The 21,248-nt window shown below is 74.6% G+C and carries 19 protein-coding genes; 11 read left to right on the top strand and 8 right to left on the bottom strand.

What is annotated here, in order from left to right; translation table 11 throughout:
- Nucleotides 1-19: 19 nt before the first annotated feature.
- From OG618_RS06305 to OG618_RS06290, 4 genes are all read left to right on the top strand, one after another.
- Nucleotides 20-406, top strand: coding sequence for a nuclear transport factor 2 family protein (locus OG618_RS06305; protein WP_329486218.1), 387 nt, complete (start codon nucleotides 20-22; stop codon nucleotides 404-406).
- 92 nt (nucleotides 407-498) lie between these two features.
- Nucleotides 499-900 carry an allene oxide cyclase barrel-like domain-containing protein gene (locus tag OG618_RS06300; protein ID WP_329486217.1) on the top strand — a complete coding sequence of 134 codons (402 nt, stop codon included), beginning with the start codon at nucleotides 499-501 and terminating at the stop codon, nucleotides 898-900.
- Between the two features lie 9 nt (nucleotides 901-909).
- Nucleotides 910-1,851, top strand: coding sequence for an SDR family NAD(P)-dependent oxidoreductase (locus tag OG618_RS06295; RefSeq protein WP_329486216.1), 942 nt, complete (start codon nucleotides 910-912; stop codon nucleotides 1,849-1,851).
- A 42-nt stretch (nucleotides 1,852-1,893) separates the two neighbouring features.
- A complete protein-coding gene (locus OG618_RS06290) occupies nucleotides 1,894-3,006 on the top strand; it encodes an NAD(P)-dependent alcohol dehydrogenase (RefSeq protein WP_329486215.1) in 1,113 nt (370 codons plus the stop codon).
- Between the two features lie 110 nt (nucleotides 3,007-3,116).
- Here OG618_RS06290 and bioD read toward each other — a convergent pair whose 3' ends face one another.
- From bioD to bioB, 3 genes are read right to left on the bottom strand one after another with little or no spacing between them, the layout of a single operon-like run.
- Nucleotides 3,117-3,884 (bottom strand): dethiobiotin synthase, encoded by a 768-nt coding sequence (gene bioD / locus OG618_RS06285; protein ID WP_329486214.1) that lies wholly within the window; start codon nucleotides 3,882-3,884, stop codon nucleotides 3,117-3,119.
- Nucleotides 3,881-5,182, bottom strand: coding sequence for an adenosylmethionine--8-amino-7-oxononanoate transaminase (locus OG618_RS06280; protein WP_329486213.1), 1,302 nt, complete (start codon nucleotides 5,180-5,182; stop codon nucleotides 3,881-3,883). The genes bioD and OG618_RS06280 overlap by 4 nt, the downstream gene beginning before the upstream one ends.
- Nucleotides 5,183-5,205: 23 nt before the next feature.
- Complete coding sequence (gene bioB / locus OG618_RS06275) at nucleotides 5,206-6,498, bottom strand: biotin synthase BioB (RefSeq protein ID WP_329486212.1); 1,293 nt, start codon at nucleotides 6,496-6,498, stop codon at nucleotides 5,206-5,208.
- 215 nt (nucleotides 6,499-6,713) lie between these two features.
- On the opposite strand from bioB, the gene OG618_RS06270 reads away from it, so the two are divergent.
- Entirely contained in the window at nucleotides 6,714-7,541 is an 828-nt protein-coding gene (locus tag OG618_RS06270) for a hypothetical protein (protein WP_329486210.1), read from the top strand.
- Nucleotides 7,542-7,588: 47 nt separating this feature from the next.
- On the opposite strand, the gene OG618_RS06265 is transcribed toward OG618_RS06270, so the two are convergent.
- Nucleotides 7,589-10,081 (bottom strand): DEAD/DEAH box helicase, encoded by a 2,493-nt coding sequence (locus tag OG618_RS06265; RefSeq protein ID WP_396486745.1) that lies wholly within the window; start codon nucleotides 10,079-10,081, stop codon nucleotides 7,589-7,591.
- Nucleotides 10,082-10,399: 318 nt separating this feature from the next.
- On the opposite strand from OG618_RS06265, the gene OG618_RS06260 reads away from it, so the two are divergent.
- The 3 genes from OG618_RS06260 to OG618_RS06250 all read left to right on the top strand — a co-directional run bounded on the left by OG618_RS06260 (nucleotide 10,400) and on the right by OG618_RS06250 (nucleotide 12,855).
- Nucleotides 10,400-11,614 carry an 8-amino-7-oxononanoate synthase gene (locus tag OG618_RS06260; RefSeq protein ID WP_329486208.1) on the top strand — a complete coding sequence of 405 codons (1,215 nt, stop codon included), beginning with the start codon at nucleotides 10,400-10,402 and terminating at the stop codon, nucleotides 11,612-11,614.
- 267 nt (nucleotides 11,615-11,881) lie between these two features.
- Nucleotides 11,882-12,232 carry a hypothetical protein gene (locus OG618_RS06255; protein ID WP_329486207.1) on the top strand — a complete coding sequence of 117 codons (351 nt, stop codon included), beginning with the start codon at nucleotides 11,882-11,884 and terminating at the stop codon, nucleotides 12,230-12,232.
- A gap of 92 nt (nucleotides 12,233-12,324) precedes the next feature.
- Nucleotides 12,325-12,855: a hypothetical protein gene (locus OG618_RS06250; RefSeq protein ID WP_329486206.1), complete on the top strand. Its 531-nt coding sequence runs from the start codon at nucleotides 12,325-12,327 to the stop codon at nucleotides 12,853-12,855.
- A 102-nt stretch (nucleotides 12,856-12,957) separates the two neighbouring features.
- On the opposite strand, the gene OG618_RS06245 is transcribed toward OG618_RS06250, so the two are convergent.
- From OG618_RS06245 to ligD, 3 genes are all read right to left on the bottom strand, one after another.
- Nucleotides 12,958-13,824, bottom strand: coding sequence for an aminoglycoside phosphotransferase family protein (locus OG618_RS06245; RefSeq protein WP_329486205.1), 867 nt, complete (start codon nucleotides 13,822-13,824; stop codon nucleotides 12,958-12,960).
- 131 nt (nucleotides 13,825-13,955) lie between these two features.
- Nucleotides 13,956-14,579, bottom strand: a complete 624-nt coding sequence (locus OG618_RS06240) for a GNAT family N-acetyltransferase (protein WP_329492027.1) — start codon at nucleotides 14,577-14,579, stop codon at nucleotides 13,956-13,958.
- 99 nt (nucleotides 14,580-14,678) lie between these two features.
- Nucleotides 14,679-15,686, bottom strand: a complete 1,008-nt coding sequence (ligD, locus tag OG618_RS06235; RefSeq protein WP_329486204.1) for a non-homologous end-joining DNA ligase — start codon at nucleotides 15,684-15,686, stop codon at nucleotides 14,679-14,681.
- Nucleotides 15,687-15,752: 66 nt separating this feature from the next.
- Between ligD and OG618_RS06230 the strand changes: the two genes are divergently transcribed.
- Nucleotides 15,753-16,814: an ATP-dependent DNA ligase gene (locus OG618_RS06230; RefSeq protein WP_329486203.1), complete on the top strand. Its 1,062-nt coding sequence runs from the start codon at nucleotides 15,753-15,755 to the stop codon at nucleotides 16,812-16,814.
- Between the two features lie 53 nt (nucleotides 16,815-16,867).
- On the opposite strand, the gene OG618_RS06225 is transcribed toward OG618_RS06230, so the two are convergent.
- Entirely contained in the window at nucleotides 16,868-18,253 is a 1,386-nt protein-coding gene (locus OG618_RS06225) for a serine hydrolase domain-containing protein (RefSeq protein ID WP_329486202.1), read from the bottom strand.
- Between the two features lie 475 nt (nucleotides 18,254-18,728).
- Between OG618_RS06225 and tdh the strand changes: the two genes are divergently transcribed.
- Nucleotides 18,729-19,757: an L-threonine 3-dehydrogenase gene (gene tdh, locus OG618_RS06220; protein WP_329486201.1), complete on the top strand. Its 1,029-nt coding sequence runs from the start codon at nucleotides 18,729-18,731 to the stop codon at nucleotides 19,755-19,757.
- Nucleotides 19,758-19,786: 29 nt separating this feature from the next.
- Nucleotides 19,787-20,980: a glycine C-acetyltransferase gene (locus OG618_RS06215; protein WP_329486200.1), complete on the top strand. Its 1,194-nt coding sequence runs from the start codon at nucleotides 19,787-19,789 to the stop codon at nucleotides 20,978-20,980.
- Nucleotides 20,981-21,248 lie beyond the last annotated feature (268 nt).

Genomic DNA, 21,248 nt, shown 5'->3' with positions numbered 1-21,248 from the left:
CGAGAGAGACGAGATCACGATGACCGACAACGCGGTAGCCGGCACGGCGGTGGGCGAGGGCAAGGTCGCGGCCTTCTTCGACGCGTGCGCCCGGGACGCCTTCGACGAGGCGGTCGCCTGCTTCGCCGAGGACGGCGTCTGGAGCGTGTCCGAGGGGCCCGAGCCCGGCACCACCTACCGGCGCGACGAGATCCGGGCCTACCTGGTGGACCTGGTCAAGAAGCGCGAGGAGTTCGGCGACCAGGGGATCGCCCTGGTCTTCGAGCCGGCCGTGGTGGTGGGGGACCGGCAGATCATCGAGTTCACCCTGCGCGACGCCACCGGCCGGGTGCTGGACCGGGGCGTGGACCTCTTCACGCTCAAGGACGGCCTGATCCTCGTCAAGGACGTGTTCCGCAAGGCCTGACATCCCCGGTACCCGACCGTCCCAGGGCACCCGACCCCACCCGTCATGACCGCCGGGAGCACCCGGCACCCCTACCGAAGGAACGATGGACAATGTTCGAGAACCTCAGTGAGCACCTGGTCACCTTCGCCAACGACATCGACTTCGAGGACCCGAAGGTCGGACAGAGCGGCACCTACGTGGCGGAGCTGCGCGACCCGTCGGGTGCCGCGATCGGTACGGTCGACGGCTTCTACAAGATCGTCACGCGCCGCGAGAGCGACGACGAGCTGATGACCTGCATCACCGAGAAGATCGCGCTCGCCGACGGCGACGTGCACGTCGAGGCCTGGGCGCGGTTCAGCAACCTGGTCTCCGGCGAGTGGCTCTACTGCCCGGTGGTCGGCGTGAGCGGCAGCTACGCCGGGCGCACCGGGGTCCGCCAGTGGCGCCCGGTCGACCCCGGCAAGGTCGCCGAGGCCAAGCTGGTCTTCTTCTCGACCCTGCTCTCCTAGCCCGGACGCATGGACACGACTCCGGACACGGCCGGCCCCGCGGGCCCCGCGAGGTCCGCGGACCTCGCGGGCTTCGCGGGCAAGGTCGTACTGATCACCGGCGGGGGCGGCGGAATCGGTTCCGCCGCCGCCCGGCGGTTCACCGCCCAGGGCGGTCACGTCGTGCTGGCCGACATCGACCGGGCCCGCGGCGAGGCGGTCGCCCGGGAGACCGGCGCCCTGTTCGTCCGGGCCGACACCGCCGAACTGGCCGACAACGAGCGGCTGGTGCGGGCCGCGGTCGACCGGTTCGGCGGCCTGGACGCCGTCTGGCTCAACTCCGGTGTCCTGGCCGGGAGCGCGATCGGCGACGGGTTCGACCCCGAGGCCTACCGGCGGCTGCTCGCGGTCAACGTCGACTCGGTGGTCTACGGGGTGCAGGCCGCGCTCCCGGCGCTGCGGGCCCGTGGCGGGGGCTCGATCACGGTCACCGCCAGTACCACCGGGCTGCGTCCCTCGCCCGACGTGTTCTACGCCGCCTCCAAGCACGCCGTGGTGGGGCTGGTCCGGTCGCTGGCGCCGGCGCTCGCGGGCGACGGCGTCACCCTCAACGTGCTCTGCCCGGGCGCGGTCGAGACGCCGCTGATCGCCGGGCGCCTCGCCGCCTGGCGGGCCGCCGGGGTGGCGGTGGCCGCCCCGGACCTCGTGGTGGACGCGATGGCCGTCGCCGTGCGGGACGGGCGCACCGGACAGGCGTGGGTCGTCGCGGCGGACACCGGCATCACCCGCTTCGAGTTCGCCGACCTGGTCGTCGCCGGGGAGGGCCGGCTGCGCTTCGCCGACGGCCGGGTGACCAGCACCACCGCCGGTCCGCACGACGACGACGGCCACGACGCTCCGGGCGACGCGCCCGGCGCCCGCCCCGGCGACCCGGCGGCGGCCCCCGCCGCCCCGCCGGCCCCGGGTCGGTGACCCGGGGCCGGCCCCTGCCCACCGTCATGAGAGAGGACCCGAATGCTGTCCATCAAGGCCGCCGTCGCCCGAGGCAAGGGCGGGCCGTTCACGGTCGAGGACGTCCTGCTGGAGCCGCCCCGGGCCGACGAGGTGCTGGTCCGGCTCGTCGCCACCGGCCTGTGCCACACCGACCTGCTGGCGCTGGACCAGATCCTCCCGCCGGGCCTGCCCGCCGTCCTCGGGCACGAGGGCAGCGGTGTGGTCGCGGCCGTCGGCGCGGGGGTGACCTCGGTCGCCCCCGGCGACCCGGTGGTGCTGGCCCCGATGAGCTGCGGCTCCTGCCGTCCCTGCCTCACCGGCCACCCGATGCACTGCGCGTCGTTCCTGCCGCTCAACCTCCGCGGCCGGCGGGCGGACGGCTCGACCGCCTACCGGGACGCGGACGGCACCGAGATCAACGGGCACTTCTTCGGCCAGTCCTCCTTCGGGGACCACGTCGTCGCCCACCGGCGCAGTGTCGTGAAGGTCCGTGAGGACGCCCCGCTCGAACTGCTCGGCCCGCTGGGCTGCGGGCTGCAGACCGGCGCGGGCGCGGTGCTCGGGGTGTTCGCGGCACCGCCCGGGAGCAGTCTCGTGGTGTTCGGCGCCGGGCCGGTGGGGCTGGCGGCGGTGATGGCGGCCAGGATCGCCGGCTGCTCCCGGATCATCGCCGTCGACCTGAACCGCGCCCGGCTGGACCTCGCGCTCGAACTCGGTGCCACCGACGTGCTCGACGGCGCCCAGGACGGCGTGGCGGCCGCTGTGGTCCGGCTCAGCCGGGGCGGTGTCGACTTCGCGCTCGACGCGGTGGGCCTGCCGCGGACCGCCCGGGCCGCCGTGGAGTCGCTGGCGGTCGGCGGAACGGCCGGCATCGTCGGGTCGGCGGGCACCGGGCAGGACCTCTCGGTCGGACTGGTCCAGCTGCTCGGCCGCACGGTGAAGGGCATCCTCCAGGGCGACAGCGTCCCGCAGCTGCTGATCCCGCAGCTGCTGGACTTCTTCCTGGCGGGCCGCTTCCCGCTGGACCGGCTCGTCCGGTCGTACCCGCTGGCCGACATCAACCGCGCGGTCGCGGACTCGGTCGCCGGAGCGGCCGTCAAACCGGTACTGCTGCACGGCCCGGCGCCCGCCTGAGCCCGGTGCCCGCCTGAGCCCGGTGCCCGCCTGAGCGCGGGTGCCCGCCTGAGCGCGGGTGCCCGCCCGCCCCTACGGGCCCGGGCGGGCACCCGCGCCTCCCGCGCGTCCTACAGCGCGTACGGCCGGTGCGTCCGGGCGAAGGCCGCGGCGTCCCAGTCGCCGCCCAGCTCGGGCGCCAGGGAGGCGGCGGCCAGCGCGGCGAAGTCCGGCGCGCCGCCCGCGTGCGCCGGGAGGGCGCCGAGCAGCGGAGCGTCCGCCGACCGGGGCAGGTCGGCGAGGTTGCAGCGCTCGGCGAGCCCGGGGCGCTGCGGCCAGGAGCCGACGACGACGCCGGCCAGCGGCAGCTCGCGCGCCCGCAGGGCCTCCGCCGTGAGCGCGACGATGTTGAGCGTGCCCAGCCCCGCCGAGGCCACCAGCAGCACCTCGGCCGCGAGACCGGCCCGCCGCACCGCGCGCGCCTGGTCGGCCAGCGTCCGGCCCTCGTCGTCGTAGTGCACCAGCAGTCCGCCGGCGCCCTCGACCAGTACCAGCTCGTGCGACGCGGCCAGCGCCGCGACCTCCGCCGCCACCTCGTCGGGCGACACCGGGGGCAGTCCGGCGCGCCGCGCCGCCGTGTTCGGGGCCAGCGGCTCCGGGTACCGGGCCAGCTCGCGCGTGGTCAGCCGGCCGGCCGGCGCACCCGAGGCCGGGTCGGCGGCGAGGCGGCGGACGTCGTCCACATCGCCCGGCTCGCCGGCGGCCAGACCGGTCTGGCCGGGCTTCAGCACCGCGACCCGCGCGCCGCCCCGCAGCGCCGCCGAGGCGACCGCGGCGGTGGCGACGGTCTTTCCGACCTCGGTGTTGGTCCCCGTGACGAACAGGATCCGCGCGCTCATCCGGCCACCGCCGCCGCCGTCACGGCCGCGGCGATCCGCGCCACGTCCTCGTCCTGCGTCACGTACGGCGGCATCGTGTAGAGGAGGTCGCGGAACGGCCGCAGCCAGACGCCCTCCCGGGCGGCTGCCTCGGTCGCCGCCGCCACGTCCACCGGGTGGTCGAGCTGCACCACCCCGATGGCTCCCTGCACCCGTACGTCCCGGACCCCGGGCAGCTCGGCGGCGTCCGCCAGGCCGTCCCGCAGACCGTCCTCGATCCGCTTCACCTCGACCTGCCAGTCCTGGCCCAGCAGCAGGTCGATCGAGGCGTTGGCGACCGCCGCGGCCAGCGGGTTGCCCATGAACGTCGGCCCGTGCGCCAGCACCGGCATCTCGCCCCGGCTGATCCCGTCCGCGACCTCGGCGGTGCAGAGCGTGGCCGCCATGGTCAGGTAGCCGCCGGTCATCGCCTTGCCCAGGCACATCACGTCCGGCGAGACGCCGGCGTGGTCGGCCGCGAACAGCGCGCCGCTGCGGCCGAACCCGGTGGCGATCTCGTCGAAGACGAGCAGCACCCCGTGCCGGTCGCAGAGTTCGCGCAGCATCCGCAGGTAGGCCGGGGAGTGGAACCGCATCCCGCCCGCGCCCTGCACCACCGGCTCGACGATCACGGCGGCCAGTTCGCCCGCGTGCCGCTCCATCAGTGACTCGAACTCCGCCGCGTACCCGGCGTCCGGCGGGGCGTCGAAGCCGGCCGGCGGCTGGGGTGCGAAGAGCTGGTCGGGCAGCACCCCGCCCCAGAGGTGGTGCATGCCGCCCTGCGGGTCGCAGACCGACATCGGGTGGAAGGTGTCCCCGTGGTAGCCGCCGCGCCAGGTGAGCAGCCGCCGCTTCTCCGGCCGCCCGACGGACTGCCAGTACTGCAGGCACATCTTCATCGCCACCTCGACCGCCACCGAGCCGGAGTCGCCCAGGAAGACGTGCCGCAGTGGTTCCGGGGTGATCTCGACCAGCCGGGCGGCGAGCCGTACGGCGGGCTCGTGGGTGAGCCCGCCGAACATCACGTGGCTCATCCGGCCCAGCTGGTCGCGCACCGCCTCGTCCAGCACCGGGTGCCCGTAGCCGTGGATCGCCGCCCACCAGGACGACATGCCGTCGACCAGCTCGCGGCGGCCCGCGACGGGCTCGGCGAGCCGCAGCCGCACCCCGGACGCCGATTCGACGACGTAAGGGGTGGCGGTGCCGGGCATCGGACCGTACGGGTGCCAGACGTGCGCCCGGTCGAGGGCGAGGAGGGTGTCGGTGGTCAGCTGAGCCATGGTGAGTCTTTCCCTGCGGACGGTCAGGCGTTGGGGGCCAGCTCGGTACCGGCACCGCGCCGGCGGACCCGGACGAGGTCGCTGCGCAGCCCGTCGCCGGTGTTCGCCCCGGCGACGGCCGTCCCGGCCCCGGCGGTCTCGGTGGCCTCGGCGGTGTCCGCCTCGACGGCCGGCGCGGTGTGCCCGCCGCAGGGCCCGCAGCCCCCGGCCTGCTCCGCGGTCGGCTGTTCGGCCGGCGCGGCGTGCCCGCCGCACGGCCCGCAGCCGCCGCCCGTCCCGCACGCGCCGCCCTCGGCGGCGGCCGCGATGTCGGCCCGGTGCCGGGGCAGGGTGGCCTCGCCGGCGCCCTCCACCTCGAAGCCCGCGTCCTTGATCATGTCGAGGTCGGCCTGGCCGGCCTGGCCCTCACTGGTCAGGTAGTCGCCCAGGAAGATCGAGTTGGCGATGTGCAGGCCCAGCGGCTGCAGCGAGCGCAGGTGGACCTCGCGTCCGCCCGCGATCCGCACCTCGACGTCGGGGCAGACGAAGCGGACCATCGCCAGGATCCGCAGGCAGCGCTGCGGGGTGAGGTTCCACTCCTTGGCCAGCGGGGTGCCCTCGAACGGGATGAGGAAGTTGACCGGTACCGAGTCCGAGCCCAGCTCGCGCAGCGCGAAGACCACGTCGACCAGGTCGCCGTCGCTCTCGCCCATGCCCGCGATCAGGCCGGAGCAGGCGGACAGGCCCGCGCCGTGCGCCTTCTGCACGGTGTCCACCCGGTCCGCGTAGGTGTGGGTGGTGGTGATGTCCCCGTAGGTGCCCTCGGAGGTGTTGAGGTTGTGGTTGTACGCGTCGGCGCCGGCCGCCCGCAGCCGCTCGGCCTGGTTGTCGGAGAGCAGGCCGAGGCAGGCGCAGATCTCGACGGCCGGGTCGGCGTCCTTGATGGCCGAGATGGTGTCGGCCACCCGGTCGATGTCACGGTCCGTCGGGCCGCGGCCGCTGGCCACCAGGCAGACCCGCTTGGCGCCGCCGGCGACGCCCGCCTTCGCCGCCTCGGCGGCCTGGTCCGGCTTCAGCCAGGTGTACTTGAGGATCTCGGCCTTGGAGCCCAGCCGCTGCGAACAGTACGAGCAGTCCTCCGGGCAGAGCCCGCTCTTGAGGTTCACCAGGTAGTTGAGCTTGACCCGGCGGCCGAACCACTGCCGGCGCACCCGCCCGGCGGCCGCGACCACGTCCAGCAGCTCGTCGTCGGTGGTGGCGAGGACGGCCAGGGCCTCCTCGCGGGTGGGGATTTCCCCGCGCAGGCCCTTGGCGGTGAGGGTATCGAGCAGATCCATGAGGCTGATCCTGCCTGCTGGCCGTCGGGCGACGCCAGAGGGAACCCACCAGAAGATCTCCGGGAGGATGTGCGAGTTGTCACAGTGTCACAGCTCACGGTAGTGGTGCAGGTCACGTCCCCCGGGGGTGGGGGTTACCGACCGGTAGTACGGGTGATCGTCAACGGCCCGCCCCCGTGATCTCCACCACCCGCGCACTGCTTAGAATCTGCGCCATGACCACGCAGGGGGAGCGGACCCCGCCATCGGGTGACCAGGAACAGCACGGAGCCGCCCGGCCGGCCGAGGCCCATCGACAGCCGCCCGGGAGATTCGGCGCCCGCCGGGTCGTGGGCTGGGTCGTGGTGGTCGGCGTGGTGGCGGCCGGCGGCTGGATCATCACCCGCCCGGCGCCCGGCGACTGGATACCCGGCCTGGGCCCGGCCAGCAAGGACGCCTCCAGCACCCCGCGGGTGGTCGGCAGTCCGCCACCGCGCGCCGCGACCGACCCCGAGGGCCTCAACGTCGACACCCTCTTCCCCGCCCAGCGGGTGATCGAGGTCGGCGCCTACCGGGGCAAGCGCTCCGGTGTCCGGCAGGGCGAGAGCTGCGCCGAGACCCTCCAGGACCGCGCCGAGGACCTGCTGCGCGACAGCGGCTGCCAGGCCTACCTCGCCGTCAGCTTCGCCGGCCAGGCCCAGCCGGTGCTCAGCAGCGTCACCCTGCTGCGCTTCGCCGACCACGCCGCCGCCGCCAGGGCCGCCGAGACCCTGCGGGCCAAGCCGGGCGCGCTCACCTTCATCCTCCCGGACGCGTCCACCGCCCCGGCCCAGCCCGCCGGCAGCGCCAAGCCCGGCTCGGAGCAGCGCGTCGCGGCGGTCGGCCAGTACGTGACGGTCACCAGCTCGCGGCCCGTCGAGCCGCACGGCACCGCGCCCGCCCCCTCCGGCCCGCCCACCCCGGTCGGCGCCCCGTCCACCGCCCCGGCCGGCGGCGAGCAGGCGCTCGACGAGGCCACCCGGGCGGTCTCCTACTCGGCGGGCGCGCCCTTCGTCTGGATGTGACGCGGCGGCGGGGCCCACCCGTGGTGGACCCCGCCGCCGTCGGGTGGTCAGCCGTCGAGCCGGTCCACCGAGGTCACCCGCAGGACCGCCCGGCCCTCCTCGTCGGAGCCGTACAGGTCGACCTCGGCGCTGATGCCCCAGTCGTGGTCACCGGCCGGGTCGTCGAAGATCTGCCGGACCTTCCAGGAGGAGTCCTCCTCCTCGATCAGCAGCATCTTCGGGCCACGCGCGTTCGGCCCGGTCCCGAGGTCGTCGTGCTCGTCCCAGTACCCGTCCATCGCCTCCGCCCAGCGGTCCGCGTTCCAGCCGTACTCGCCGTCCAGCTCGCCGAGGGCGTGGTAGTTCTCCAGCGCGGCCAGCTCGACCCGGCGGAACAGCTCGTTGCGCACCAGCACCCGGAACGCCCGCGCGTTGGCCGTCACCGGCGCCGGCTTGTCGTCCAGCGCGACCTCGGGGGCCTGCGGATCGGTCGGGTTGGCCAGCTGCTCCCACTCGTCCAGCAGGCTGGAGTCGACCTGGCGGACCAGCTCGCCGAGCCAGGCGATGACGTCCTTGAGGTCGTCGGTCTTGAGGTCGTCGGGCACGGTCTGCTCCAGCGCCTTGAAGGCGCCGGCCAGGTAGCGCAGCACGATGCCCTCGGTGCGCGCCAGGTCGTAGTGGCCGACGTAGTCCGAGAAGGTCATCGCCCGCTCGTACAGGTCGCGGACCACGGACTTCGGCCGCAGCTCGTGGTCGCCGATCCACGGGTGCGCCCGCCGGTACACCTCGTAGGCGTGGGTGAGCAGCTCCTCCAGCGGCTTCGGGTAGGTGATCTCCTGGAGCCGCTCCATCCGCTCCTCGTACTCGATGCCGTCGCGCTTCATCTCGCCGATGGCCTCGCCGCGGGCCTTGTTCTGCTGCGAGGCGAGGATCTGGCGCGGGTCGTCGAGGGTGGCCTCGACCACCGAGACGACGTCCATCGCGTACGAGGGCGAGGCCGGGTCGAGCAGCTCGAAGGCGGCCAGCGCGAAGGTGGAGAGCGGCTGGTTGAGGGCGAAGTTCTCCTGGAGGTCGAGGGTCAGCCGGACGATCCGGCCCTCCGCGTCCGGCTCCGGGAGCCGCTCGACCACGCCGCCCTCCAGCAGCGAGCGGTAGATGGCGATCGTGGTGCGGATGTGCCGGCGCTGCGCGCCGCGCTCCTCGTGGTTGTCGGTGAGGAGCTTGCGCATCGCCTCGAAGGCGTTGCCGGGCCGGCCGATCACCGACAGCAGCATCGCGTGGCTCACCTTGAACCGGGAGACCAGCTGCTCCGGGTCGGCCCCGATCAGCCGCTCGAAGGTCTCCTCGGACCACCCGACGAAGCCCTCCGGCGCCTTCTTGCGGACGATCTTGCGCTTCTTCTTCGGGTCGTCGCCCGCCTTGGCGACGGCCTTGTCGTTCTCGATCACGTGCTCGGGCGCCTGCGCGACGACCTGCCCGACGGTGTCGAACCCGGCCCGCCCGGCCCGTCCGGCGATCTGGTGGAACTCCCGGGCCCGCAGCACCCGCACGCGCACGCCGTCGTACTTGGACAGCGCGGTGAACAGCACCGTGCGGATCGGCACGTTGACACCCACGCCGAGCGTGTCGGTACCGCAGATCACCTTCAACAGCCCCGCCTGGGCGAGCCGTTCGACCAGCCGGCGGTACTTGGGCAGCATGCCCGCGTGGTGCACGCCGATCCCGTGCCGCACGAAGCGGGACAGGTTGCGGCCGAACTTGGTGGTGAAGCGGAAGTTGCCGATGAGGGCAGCGATGGCGTCCTTCTCCGCCTTCGAGCACATGTTGATGCTCATCAGCGACTGCGCCCGCTCGACGGCTTCCTTCTGGGTGAAGTGCACGACGTAGACCGGGGCCTGACCGGTCTTCAGCAGCTCCTCCAGGGTGTCGTGCATGGTGGTGCGGCGGTACTCGTAGAACAGCGGGACGGGCCGGGTCGCCGAGCGGACCACGGTGGTCGGCCGGCCGGTGCGGCGGGTCAGGTCCTCCTCGAAGCGACGGACGTCGCCGAGCGTCGCGGACATCAGCAGGAACTGCACCTGCGGGAGTTCCAGGATCGGGATCTGCCAGGCCCAGCCGCGGTCCGGCTCCGCGTAGAAGTGGAACTCGTCCATGACGACCTGGCCGACGTCGGCCCGGGCGCCGTCCCGCAGCGCGATCTGCGCCAGCACCTCGGCGGTGCAGCAGATGATCGGCGCGGTCGGGTTGACGCTCGCGTCGCCGGTCATCATGCCGACCTGCTCGGTGCCGAACATCTTGCAGAGGTCGAAGAACTTCTCCGAGACCAGTGCCTTGATCGGCGCGGTGTAGAAGGTCCGCTTGCCCTCCGCCAGCGCGGCGAAGTGCGCACCGGCCGCCACCAGGCTCTTCCCCGACCCGGTCGGCGTCGCGAGGATGACGTTGTTCCCCGACACCAGCTCGATCAGGGCCTCCTCCTGCGCCGGGTACAGCGTGATCCCGCGCTCCTCCGCCCAGGCGGCGAACGTCTCGTACAGCGCGTCGGGGGTAGCGGGCTTCGGCATCAGATCAAGGAGGGTCACCCGGCTATCTTGCCTGCTCGCGCACACCCCGGGCAAAGCCCGGGGCTCGGCTCCTCCCCGGAGTCGCGGGCGCCCGCTCGGCGAGGCGCGCCCCGGCGCACCCCTCCTGCCGGACGGCCTCCCCGGCGGCCCGGTGCGCGAGGTCGACGAACGCCCGGGTCCGCTTCCGGTCCGAGAGCGCCGGCAGCCCGAGGCCCCCACCGACCTCGATCCGCCGGTGGACGGCGTCGGAACGGCCGCCCGGGCGTGTGCCGCTTCGCACATTGCCCGGGTCGCGCCCGCCGTGCCAGAGTGCCGGGCATGGCCCACCGCACCGCGTCCGAACCGCCCGTCCGCACTCCGGCGGACGCCGTTCCCGCCCCCGCCGCCGTCTTCGACTGGCTCGACGAGACGGCCGAGCTGCGGGCCCGGGCGGGCCTCACCCGGACGCTGCGCAGCCGCCCGGCCGAGGACCCGGTGCTCGACCTCGCGGGCAACGACTACCTCGGGCTGACCCGGCACCCCGCCGTCACCCGGGCCGCCGCCGACGCGGCGCTGCGCTGGGGCGGCGGCGCCACCGGCTCCCGGCTGGTCACCGGAACCACCGCCCTGCACACCGAACTGGAGGGCGAGCTGGCCGAGTTCTGCGGGGTGGAGGCGGCCCTGGTGTTCTCCTCCGGCTACACCGCGAACCTGGCCGCGCTGACCGCGCTCACCGACCCGGACACCCTGATCGTCTCCGACGCCTACAACCACGCCTCGCTGATCGACGGCTGCCGGCTCGCCCGCGGCGACGTCCACCGCGCCCCGCACAGCGACCCGGACGCCGTCCGTGCCGCGCTCGCCGAACGCACCCACCGGCGGGCGCTGGTGGTCACCGACTCGGTCTTCTCCGTCGACGGCAACGCCGCCCCGCTGCCCGGACTCTCCGCCGCCGCCCGCGCCCACGGCGCCGCCCTGCTGGTGGACGACGCGCACGGCCTGGGCGTGCTCGGCCCCGGCGGCGCCGGTGCGCTGGCCGCCGCGGGCCTGGCCGGCGAGCCCGACACCGTCGCCACCGTCACGCTGTCCAAGTCGCTCGGCTCGCAGGGCGGCGCGGTGCTCGGCCCGCGCCGGGTGATCCGCCACCTCACCGAGACGGCGCGCACCTTCATCTTCGACACCGGCCTGGCCCCGGCCGCCGCCGGCGCCGCCCTCGGCGCGCTGCGCCTGCTGCGGGCCGAGCCGCACCGCGCCGAGCGGGCCCGCGAGGTCGCCCGCACCCTCGCCGCCCGGCTCACCGCCGCCGGCCTGCGGGCCTCCACCCCGGACGCGGCGGTCGTCTCGGTCCGCGCCCCCGGCCCGGAGGCCGCAGTGGCCTGGGCCGCCGACTGCCGCCGGGCCGGTCTCGCGGTCGGCTGCTTCCGTCCGCCGTCCGTCCCGGACGGCGTCTCCCGGCTGCGCCTCACCGCCCGGGGGGACCTCACGGACGGCCAGATCGCCGACGCGGTCCGGATCATCGCCTCCCTCGCCCCGGCCGGCGCGCACTCCGCCTGACCGCGCCGCCCTCCCGCAACCACGCACCGGTCGGTCCGCGTCCCCTCCCGGGGGCAGTGCGCTCCGCCGGGGGGCGGAGCGAATTGCGGGGGAGCGACGGCGGGGGCGGTGGATACGGACGGTTCCTCGGCAGGGTGTTCGTCCTGACGGCGGCCGCCGCGCTGTGCGGCGTGGGCCCGCCGGTGCCGAGCCGCACCGCACCGCATGTCGCCCGGCCGCCGGGTGGTCCGGCGAGCCTGGCCGGTACGTTCGCGGACTCTGCGCACCGTGGCACGAGGGCCCGCCCGAGGACTGCCCGGGACGTTCAACCCCGCGCACGGCGCACCCGTCTCCTCCTACACGTTCCAGGAGGACGTCGGCCACCTGGCCGTCAGGCCCGTCCGGTGCGAGGACGGCGTCTGCCGCGCGAGCGGGGTGAAGCCGGTGGCGCACTGGCCGGCGATGAGCCTGTTCGGACTGGCCGCCGTGCCGTTGGCGGCCTTCCTGCTCGTCGTCGGCTTCAGCGGCCCGAACTCCTGGGAGCGGCTGTTCGTCGGGCTGCCCCGGGTCACCGGCGGCGTGCTCGTGCTCGCCTTCCGCTGCCTCCTCGTCTCCGGCGAGGCCGCGGAGCACTCCTGACCGCCGCCCTTCCCGACCGCCGGCCTACGGAGCCGAACCGGGCGGCCGGTCGGTGCGTCCCTGAAACCGGGGGCGACGGAACAGGGGTGGCGATGGATCCGGACATTCGGCGGGCACTGGTGAAGGCGCTGACGATCGCCGCCGCCGTGCTGGCGCTGCTCGGGGTGGGCGGCTGGGGCGCGGTGACGGCGGGGGAGGGGCTCGGGTACGCGACCGGCCTCTCCGGCACCCCCGGGGTGCTGGTGGCGGACCGGTGCCTGCGGACCGACTCCGCCGAGGCCGTCCCGACCGAGACCGGCGACTGCCGGGGCACCTTCTACCCCGACGGCGGCGGCCTGCCGAACGAGTACGCCCGGATCGACTGGAAGGTCGACACCCACAACCGGGTCCGGGTCTCCTGCGAGGACGGCGAGTGCCGCCTGGCGGGCACGGCCGGGCTGTTCAAGTGGCTGAGCCTCTTCCTGTTCGCCCTCGCGGCGATCACCCTCGGCGCCTGCCTGGCCGCCCGGCTGCTGAAGTCGCTGATCCCCTGGAAGTGGCTGGTCACCGCCCTGGCGATCACCACCGGCGCCCTCCTCACCGGCGCCTTCGCCTTCCTCCTGGGCGGCCTCGCCGCAGGCTGAAGCCCCGCCCTCGGCGCTCGCACAGGAAGTCGGACCCGCCGACCTCCTGTGCGGACACGGCGGCCTCAGGACCCCGCCGCCGTCCGATGCTGCGCCGCGGCCTCAGAACCCCGCCAGCTCCAGCAGGAACGCCGTCTCCGCGTCGTGCCGGCCCGCTGCCGCGCGGGGGGCGGCGACGGTCACCGCGAGGGCGCGGCACCAGGCCAGGACGCGGGCCGGATCGGCCCCGGGGACGCGGGCGCTCAGGTCGGCGATCGCCCGGTCGAGGGCGGGCCGGTCGGTGACGCCGTCGAGCACCCAGTCCACCAGGTCGAAGTCCGGGTCCCCGAGGGACGGGCGCGGGTCGATCGCGACCGGTCCGGCCGGGCCGTCCAGGACGTTGGCCGGGTGCAGGTCCCCGTGGACGAGCGCGAGCGGCCCGCCGGCTGCCAGCTCCCGGGCGAAGGCACGCGCCCCGGGCGGCACCGCGCCGGGCGCGCGCCGTTCGGTGAGGTCGAAGAGGAACTCCACCCGGTCGCCCAGCGGCCGCAGGGCCAGCCCGTCCACCGGCACCGAGCGCAGGGCGCCGAGCAGCGGCGCCACCTCCGCCGGCCGCCAGGCCCGCTGCCGCAGCGGCGCCCCGGGCTCCACGTCCGCCAGCAGCAGGGCGTTCGCCGCCGTGTCCGTCGCCAGGAGCCGCACCACGGACGGCAGCCCCGACCAGGCCCGCAGGGCCACCGCCTCCTGCGCGGCCACCTCGGGATCGGGCGTCAGCTTCAGCCAGACCGCGGCGCCGTCACCGCGCTCGCAGCGGAACACCCGGGACGTCCCGCCGCCGCCGGCCGCGCGCAGCTCCAGGCCCCAGCGCCGGGCCAGCTCCTCGACCACCGCCGGGAGGGCCGCGCACCACGCCTCGGCCGCCGGGCCGAAGCGGACCGTCAGCCGGTCCCGGACCTCGGCCGGCACCGTCACCAGGTCACCCGGAACCACCCCGCCCGGAACCACCTCGCTCGGAACCGCCTCGCCCGGAACCGCCCCGCCCGGAACCACCTCGCCCGGAACCACCTCGCCCGGAACCGCCTCACCCGGAACCGCCCCGCTCGGAACCGCCCCGCCCCCGTTCACGGCCGCCCCACCACCAGCAGCGCCTCCGCGCCCACCGGGCGGTAGCCGGCCGCCTGGAACGCCCGCACGCTGGTGGCGTTGCCCGGCGCCTGCTGCGACCAGATCCACTCGCCCTCCGGGAGCAGATGCCGGGCGCTCGCCGCCAGCGCGCGCCCCAGGCCCCGGCCGCGCGCCTGTGGGTCCACCTCGATCGCGCACTCCCACCGTCCGGCCACCCCGCGCCCGAGCACCAGGACCCCGCCGTCGACCGTGAAGACCCGGACGTCCTCGCGGTAGCGCAGCGCGCGCACCACCCGGGGGTGCGCCCGGTCCCGGACCTCGGCCAGCGCCAGCGGGGGAGCACCGGGCAGCCGGCCGGCCACGGTCAGCAGGTCGATGGTGCCGGCCACCCGGCCGGTCCGCTCGGCGAGCGCGGTCAGGAAGGGCGGGCAGAGCGGTGCGGCCAGCGGGTCGCTCGGCACGGCGGCCAGCGCGGTCCGCACCCAGGCCGGGTCCTCGTCGGTGAACACCACGGCGTGCGCGGAGAACGCCAGCACCCCGGCCTCGCGCGCCGACGGCTGCGGCACCACCGTCACCGAGCCGTCCGGCGGCGGGAACAGTCCGCCCGCCGCGTCGGCCATGATCTCCCGCAGTCCGCGCCCGCCCACCCCGACGCCCCCCGTTCCACCCGTTCGAAGAGCGTCAGCCTATGCGACCACCGCGCGGTGCCCGCCGCCCCGTCAGGTCTTCCGGGCCCGGCTCGGCTGCACCCGGCTCGGCTCGCCGGGGGCCTTCGGATGGTCGGGCGGGTACGGCAGTTCGCCCAGCCCCTCGTCCCGCAGCTGGCGCTCGTACAGCTCCAGCAGCCCGTCCAGCCGGTACGCCTTGTCGTCCATCTCCGCCTGGAGGTCGCCGAGTTCGGCGAACCGCGGTGGCACCGTCCGCAGGTCGAAGTCCTCCGGTGCGGCGTCGTCCAGCTCCTCCCAGCGCAGCGGCGTCGAGGCGGTCGCCCGGGGGCGGGCGCGCAGCGAGTAGGCGGAGGCGATGGTCCGGTCCCGGGCCATCTGGTTGTAGTCCACGAAGATCCGCTCGCCGCGCTCCTCCTTCCACCACGCGGTGGTCACCCGGCCCGGCATCCGTTGCTCCAGCACCCGGCCGAGCGCGATCACCGCGTGCCGGCCGTCGGTGAACGTCCACCGCGGCTCCAGCGGCACGTACACGTGCACCCCGCGTCCGCCGGAGGTCTTGGGCCAGCCGCGCAGTCCGTGCTCCTCCAGCACGGCGCGGAGTTCGTGGGCGGCCAGGGCGGCGTCGTGGAAGTCGGTGCCCGGCTGCGGGTCGAGGTCGATCCGCAGCTCGTCGATGTGGTCGGTGTCGGTCCGCCGCACCGGCCACGGGTGGAAGGTCAGACAGCCCAGGTTGGCGGCCCAGAGCACGGCGGCCGGCTCGGTGGGGCAGATCTCGTCGGCGGACCGCCCGCTCGGGAAGCTGATCCGGGCCGTCGGCAGCCACTCCGGCAGGCCCTTCGGCGCCCGCTTCTGGTAGAAGAACTCGCCCGTGACGCCGTCCGGGAACCGCTGCAGCGTGGTCGGCCGGTCCCGCAGCCCGCGCAGCACCCCGTCCGCGACGGCCAGATAGTACTGCGCGACGTCCAGCTTGGTGAAGCCGCGCTCGGGGTAGTACACCTTGTCCGGATTCGACAGCCGTACGCTGCGCCCGGCGACATCCAGTTCCACGGCTGCGCCCATGCCTCTCACGCTAGACGCGCTCCGCCCGGCGCGCGCCCCGGAACGGTTGGCGCGAGGATCGGAGCCATGGACCTGCCCGTGATGCCGCCGGTGGCGCCGATGCTCGCCAAGTCGGTCGCCAGGATCCCGCCGGGAATGCAGTACGAGGCCAAGTGGGACGGCTTCCGCACCGTCGTCTTCCGCGACGGCGACGAGGTCGAGCTCGGCAGCCGCACCGGAAAGACGCTCACCAGGTACTTCCCCGAACTGGTGGAGGCCCTGAAGCGGGAGCTGCCGCCGCGCTGCGTGCTGGACGGCGAGGTGGTGATCGCCCGGGACGGCCGACTGCGGTTCGAGGAGCTGCTGGAGCGGATCCATCCGGCGGCCAGCCGGGTGCGGCTGCTGGCCGAGCGCACCCCCGCCTCCTTCGTCGCCTTCGACCTGCTCGCGCTCGGCGACGTCTCGCTGCTCGACGAGCCGCTCTCGGTGCGCCGCCCGGCCCTGGAGGCGGCGCTCGGCCGGGCCGCCGACCCGGTCTTCACCGCTCCCGCCTCCACCGACCGCGAGCTGGCGCAGAGCTGGTTCGCCGAGTTCGAGGGGGCCGGACTGGACGGCGTGGTGGCCAAGCCGCTGGACCAGCCCTACCGGCCGGGGGAGCGGACCATGTTCAAGATCAAGCACGAGCGCACCGCCGACTGCGTGGTGGCCGGCTACCGCGAGCACAAGAGCGGACCGGTGGTCGGCTCGCTGCTGCTCGGCATCAACGACGCCGAGGGCCGCCTGCAGCACGTCGGCGTCTGCGCCGCCTTCTCGATGGCGCGCCGACGTGAACTCGTGGAGGAACTGGCGCCGTTGCGGATGACGGACGTCTCCGCCCACCCGTGGGGCGGCTGGGCGGACGAGGCCGCCCACGCCGATGCCCGGCTGCCCGGCGCGGTCAGCCGCTGGACCGGCGGCAAGGACCTCTCCTGGGTGGCGCTGCGCCCCGAGCGGGTGGTCGAGGTGGCCTACGACCACATGGAGGGCACCCGGTTCCGGCACACCGCCCAGTTCCGCCGCTGGCGCCCGGACCGCACCCCGGAGAGCTGCACCTACGCGCAGCTGGAGGAGCCGGTCTCCTACGACCTGGCCCGGGTCCTGGGGAGCTGACCGGCCGACGGCCCCGCCGGCCGGTCGGCTCCCCGGGCCACCGGGGGGACCGCTCAGGTCACCGAGGCGGACGGCGACGAGCTCGCCGTCGCGGGCGGGAACGAGTAGACGTTCCCCGGCGAGACGATCTCGGTGATCGCCTTGGCGAAGAGCGTCGACGGCTCCTCGCCCTGGGACGAGATGTCCGTGTTCAGCAGCACCGCCAGGGTGGCCTGCGCCGACGGCAGGTAGACGACGGCGCTCTGGTAGCCGGGCAGCGAGCCGTTGTGCCCGACCCAGCCGTGGTTGACGAACAGCCCGAGCCCGTAGCCGACGTCCGGCAACGGGGTGGGCGGCGTCACCAGCCGCTCCGCCTGGGTGGCCGGCTTGAGCAGCGTGCCGGTGGCCAGCACCTTCGCCCACTTCTGCATGTCGGCCAGGTCGGAGATGACCGCGCCCGCCGCCCAGGCCCAGGACGGGTTCCAGTCGGTGGCGTCCGCGATCGAGCCGTCCGGCGTCTGGTCGGTGTACCCGCGGGCGTGCGGCTGGGGGAACGCCGCGTCGGTCGGGAAGACCGTCCGGCCCAGCCCGGCCGGGTCGAACACCTGCTGCTTCAGGAAGACGTCGAGCGGCTGCCCGCTCAGCTTCTCCACCACCAGGCCGATCAGCACGGTGTTGGTGTTGCTGTACTCGAAGGCGCTGCCCGGGGCGAAGTCCGCGGGGTGGTCGAAGGCGTAGGAGAGCAGCTGCTGCGGGGTGAAGACGCGGTTCGGGTCGTTGACCACGGCCTGCTGGAAGTCCGGGTCCGCGCTGTAGTTGAAGAGGCCGCTGCGCATGTCGGCGAGCTGGCGCAGGGTGATCGTGTCCCCGCCGGGCACGCCCGCGATGTACTTGCCGACCGGGTCGTCCAGACCGGCCTTGCCCTGGTCGACCAGCCGGAGCAGCCCGGTGACGGTGAAGGTCTTGGTCTCGCTGCCGATCCGCATGTTCAGCCCGGTGACCATCGGCGTACCGGCGACCTTGTCGGAGACGCCGAAGGCCTTGAGGTAGCTGCCGTCGGGCGTGGTCAGAGCGACCATCACCCCGGGGACGGAGGCCTCGCTCAGCACCTTCTGCACCGCCGAGTCCAGCCGGGCGGTGACGTCCGGGGTGAGCGCGGCCACGGTGCCGCCGGACGTCGGCGAGGAGCCGGACGCGCTCGGCGAGCCCGAAGCGGAGCCCGAGGCGGAGGAGGAGGCGGAGGACGGGCTGGAGGACGGACCCGACGACGGGCCGGACGGGCTCGCCGAGGGGCTGAGCGCGGCGGGGACGGCCGTGACCGCGCCGGCGGGCGGGGGGTCGGACGCCGTCCGGCCGGAGCAACCCGCGGCGGCCAGCAGACCGGTCAGGGCCAGTACCGCGGTGGCCGCCCGCACGGAGCGGCGGGGGAGCGGGGCGAGCGGCCGTCGTGTCTTCGTCATGATCGGAGCGCCTCTCTGGGCCGAACGGCCCCGGAGCGGCGCTCCACGGGGCCATGGGGGGAGCGATCGCCACCGTATGCGCGCCACGACCGGCCCGCGCGCGGGCCGCCGCCGCACTGGCCCGAACGGCCCCACGCCCGGTCACCCCGGAACCGCCGGCGCGCCGAACCAGCCGAAACCCCCAGTCACCCCGGCCCGGTTCACGCCCGGCCGGGCCGCCGCGCCCGTGCCGAGCGCCCCCGGCGCTCCGCCGAACGGGTGGCCACCGGCACGCCGCGCCGGTGGCCGGGCCCGGCTCGGGCACGATCGTTTAGCCCAGCTGTGGCGCCCCTTAAGAATTCCTCGATGGACCGCACCCCCTCCCACCAGGCAGATTGCTCCATGTTCGGTGCGAGGAGGCAGGAGCAGCCACCCCGCCGGGCCCCGTCGGCCTGCCCACACCAGGCCGCCCCACCATGCGTCAGGAGCCGCCGCAGTGAAGGCACTCGTCAAGCAGAAGGCAGAGCCCGGACTCTGGCTGATGGACGTCCCGAAGCCTGCCATCGGCCCCGGTGAGGTGCTGATCAAGGTGCTGCGCACCGGGATCTGCGGCACCGACCTGCACATCCGCAAGTGGGACGGCTGGGCCCAGCAGACCATCCGGACGCCGCTCGTCCTCGGCCACGAGTTCGTCGGCGAGGTGGCCGAGATCGGCGCGGCCGTCGCGGACATCTCGGTCGGCGACCTGGTCAGCGGCGAGGGCCACCTGGTCTGCGGCAAGTGCCGCAACTGCCTGGCCGGCCGACGCCACCTCTGCCGCAACACCGTCGGCCTCGGGGTCGGCCGGGACGGTGCCTTCGCCGAGTTCGTCGCGCTGCCCGCCTCCAACGTCTGGGTGCACCGGGTCCCGGTGGACCTCGACGTCGCGGCGATCTTCGACCCCTTCGGCAACGCCGTGCACACCGCGCTCTCCTTCCCGCTGGTCGGCGAGGACGTGCTGATCACCGGTGCCGGTCCGATCGGCATCATGGCCGCCGCCGTCGCCAAGCACGCCGGCGCGCGCAACGTGATGATCACCGACGTCTCGCCGTACCGCCTCGACCTGGCCCGCGAGGTCGGTGTCACGCTGGCCCTGAACGTGGCCGAGCACACCATCGAGGAGGGCCAGCAGAAGCTCGGCCTGCGCGAGGGCTTCGACGTCGGCCTGGAGATGTCCGGCCGCCCCGAGGCGATGCAGTCGATGATCGCCAACATGACCCACGGCGGGAAGATCGCCATGCTCGGCCTGCCCGCCGAGCAGTTCCCGGTCGACTGGGCCTCCGTCGTCACCTCGATGATCACCATCAAGGGCATCTACGGCCGCGAGATGTTCGAGACCTGGTACGCGATGTCCGTCCTGCTGGAGGGCGGGCTCGACCTCAGCCCCGTGATCACCGGCCGCTACGCCGCCGCCGACTTCGAGGCCGCGTTCGACGAGGCCGCGAGCGGCCGCTGCGGCAAGATCATCCTCGACTGGACCGTCTGAGACCGTCTGACCCCCTCTAGGGAGACACCGTGTTCGACAACGTGCGCGACGACCTGGCCGCCACCCTCGACGAGATCCGCGAGGCCGGCCTGTTCAAGCCGGAGCGGGTGATCGGCACCCCGCAGAGCGCCGCCGTCACCGTCACCGCCGGCGGGCAGCCCGGCGAGGTACTGAACTTCTGCGCCAACAACTACCTCGGCCTCGCCGACCACCCCGAGGTGCTCACCGCCGCCAAGGACGCCCTGGACCGCTGGGGCTACGGGATGGCCTCGGTCCGGTTCATCTGCGGCACCCAGGACGTCCACAAGGAGCTGGAGGACCGCCTCTCCGGGTTCCTCGGCCAGGAGGACACGATCCTCTACTCCTCCTGCTTCGACGCCAACGGCGGCGTCTTCGAGACCCTGCTCGACGAGCGCGACGCCGTCATCTCCGACGCGCTGAACCACGCGAGCATCATCGACGGCATCCGCCTCTGCAAGGCCCGCCGGCTGCGCTACGCCAACCGCGACCTGGCCGACCTGGAGCAGCAGCTCAAGGAGGCCCAGGGCGCCCGCCGCCGGCTGGTCGTCACCGACGGCGTCTTCTCGATGGACGGCTACGTCGCCCCGCTGCGCGAGATCTGCGACCTGGCCGAGCGCTACGACGCCATGGTCATGGTCGACGACTCGCACGCGGTCGGCTTCGTCGGCCCGAACGGGCGCGGCACCCCCGAGCTGCACGGCGTGACGGACCGCGTCGACATCATCACCGGCACCCTCGGCAAGGCCCTCGGCGGCGCCTCCGGCGGCTACGTCGCGGCGCGCCGCGAGATCGTCGCCCTGCTGCGCCAGCGCTCGCGGCCGTACCTGTTCTCCAACTCGCTCGCCCCGGTGATCGCCGCCGCCTCGCTGAAGGTGCTCGACCTGGTCGAGCGCTCGACCGAGCTGCGCGAGAAGCTGGCCGCCAACACGGCGCTGTTCCGCTCGCGGATGACCGAGGCCGGCTTCGAGATCCTGCCCGGCGACCACCCGATCGCCCCGGTCATGATCGGCGACGCGGCCGAGGCCGGCCGGCTCGCCGAGCTGCTGCTGGAGCGCGGCGTGTACGTGATCGGCTTCTCCTTCCCGGTCGTGCCGCACGGCGCGGCCCGGATCCGGGTGCAGCTGTCCGCCGCGCACTCCACCGAGGACGTCGAGCGCGTGGTGGCGGCCTTCGTCGACGCCCGCGCCGCCCTGGGGGAGTAGCCCCCGGCCGGGGCACCTCCCGGGACCGCCCGTGGCCCGTCCGCCCGGAACCGGACGCGCCACGGGCACCCCCGGGCCGCCGTGCGGCGCACCACGTCCGCTCGGCACCCCGCCGCCGCACGGTGCGCCGCGGCGCACCACCAGAGACCAACTGCCCCACCCTCCCGCCCGGGAGTGGGACGTCGGCCCGGCCGACGCCCCACTCCCGTTCGCGGTTTCGGCGGACCCGCCCGTCCACGGCGCCGCCGGACGTCCCCCCCGGGTGGCT

Source organism: Kitasatospora sp. NBC_01246 (assembly GCF_036226505.1).
Lineage (GTDB): Bacteria > Actinomycetota > Actinomycetes > Streptomycetales > Streptomycetaceae > Kitasatospora.
The sequence above is the reverse complement of the archived record's forward strand: the minus strand, read 5'-3'. Positions and strand labels throughout refer to the sequence as shown.

What these genes read in the sequence shown, in the direction of transcription:
- OG618_RS06250 (WP_329486206.1), top strand. Translation starts at nt 12,325, where the DNA reads ATGGATCCGGACATTCGGCGGGCACTGGTGAAGGCGCTGACGATCGCC.
- OG618_RS06280 (WP_329486213.1), bottom strand. Translation starts at nt 5,182, where the DNA reads ATGGCTCAGCTGACCACCGACACCCTCCTCGCCCTCGACCGGGCGCAC.
- bioB (WP_329486212.1), bottom strand. Translation starts at nt 6,498, where the DNA reads ATGGATCTGCTCGATACCCTCACCGCCAAGGGCCTGCGCGGGGAAATC.
- OG618_RS06265 (WP_396486745.1), bottom strand. Translation starts at nt 10,081, where the DNA reads ATGCCGAAGCCCGCTACCCCCGACGCGCTGTACGAGACGTTCGCCGCC.
- OG618_RS06270 (WP_329486210.1), top strand. Translation starts at nt 6,714, where the DNA reads ATGACCACGCAGGGGGAGCGGACCCCGCCATCGGGTGACCAGGAACAG.
- OG618_RS06260 (WP_329486208.1), top strand. Translation starts at nt 10,400, where the DNA reads ATGGCCCACCGCACCGCGTCCGAACCGCCCGTCCGCACTCCGGCGGAC.
- bioD (WP_329486214.1), bottom strand. Translation starts at nt 3,884, where the DNA reads ATGAGCGCGCGGATCCTGTTCGTCACGGGGACCAACACCGAGGTCGGA.
- OG618_RS06305 (WP_329486218.1), top strand. Translation starts at nt 20, where the DNA reads ATGACCGACAACGCGGTAGCCGGCACGGCGGTGGGCGAGGGCAAGGTC.
- OG618_RS06290 (WP_329486215.1), top strand. Translation starts at nt 1,894, where the DNA reads ATGCTGTCCATCAAGGCCGCCGTCGCCCGAGGCAAGGGCGGGCCGTTC.
- OG618_RS06225 (WP_329486202.1), bottom strand. Translation starts at nt 18,253, where the DNA reads ATGACGAAGACACGACGGCCGCTCGCCCCGCTCCCCCGCCGCTCCGTG.
- OG618_RS06300 (WP_329486217.1), top strand. Translation starts at nt 499, where the DNA reads ATGTTCGAGAACCTCAGTGAGCACCTGGTCACCTTCGCCAACGACATC.
- OG618_RS06240 (WP_329492027.1), bottom strand. Translation starts at nt 14,579, where the DNA reads ATGGCCGACGCGGCGGGCGGACTGTTCCCGCCGCCGGACGGCTCGGTG.
- ligD (WP_329486204.1), bottom strand. Translation starts at nt 15,686, where the DNA reads ATGGGCGCAGCCGTGGAACTGGATGTCGCCGGGCGCAGCGTACGGCTG.
- OG618_RS06295 (WP_329486216.1), top strand. Translation starts at nt 910, where the DNA reads ATGGACACGACTCCGGACACGGCCGGCCCCGCGGGCCCCGCGAGGTCC.
- OG618_RS06230 (WP_329486203.1), top strand. Translation starts at nt 15,753, where the DNA reads ATGGACCTGCCCGTGATGCCGCCGGTGGCGCCGATGCTCGCCAAGTCG.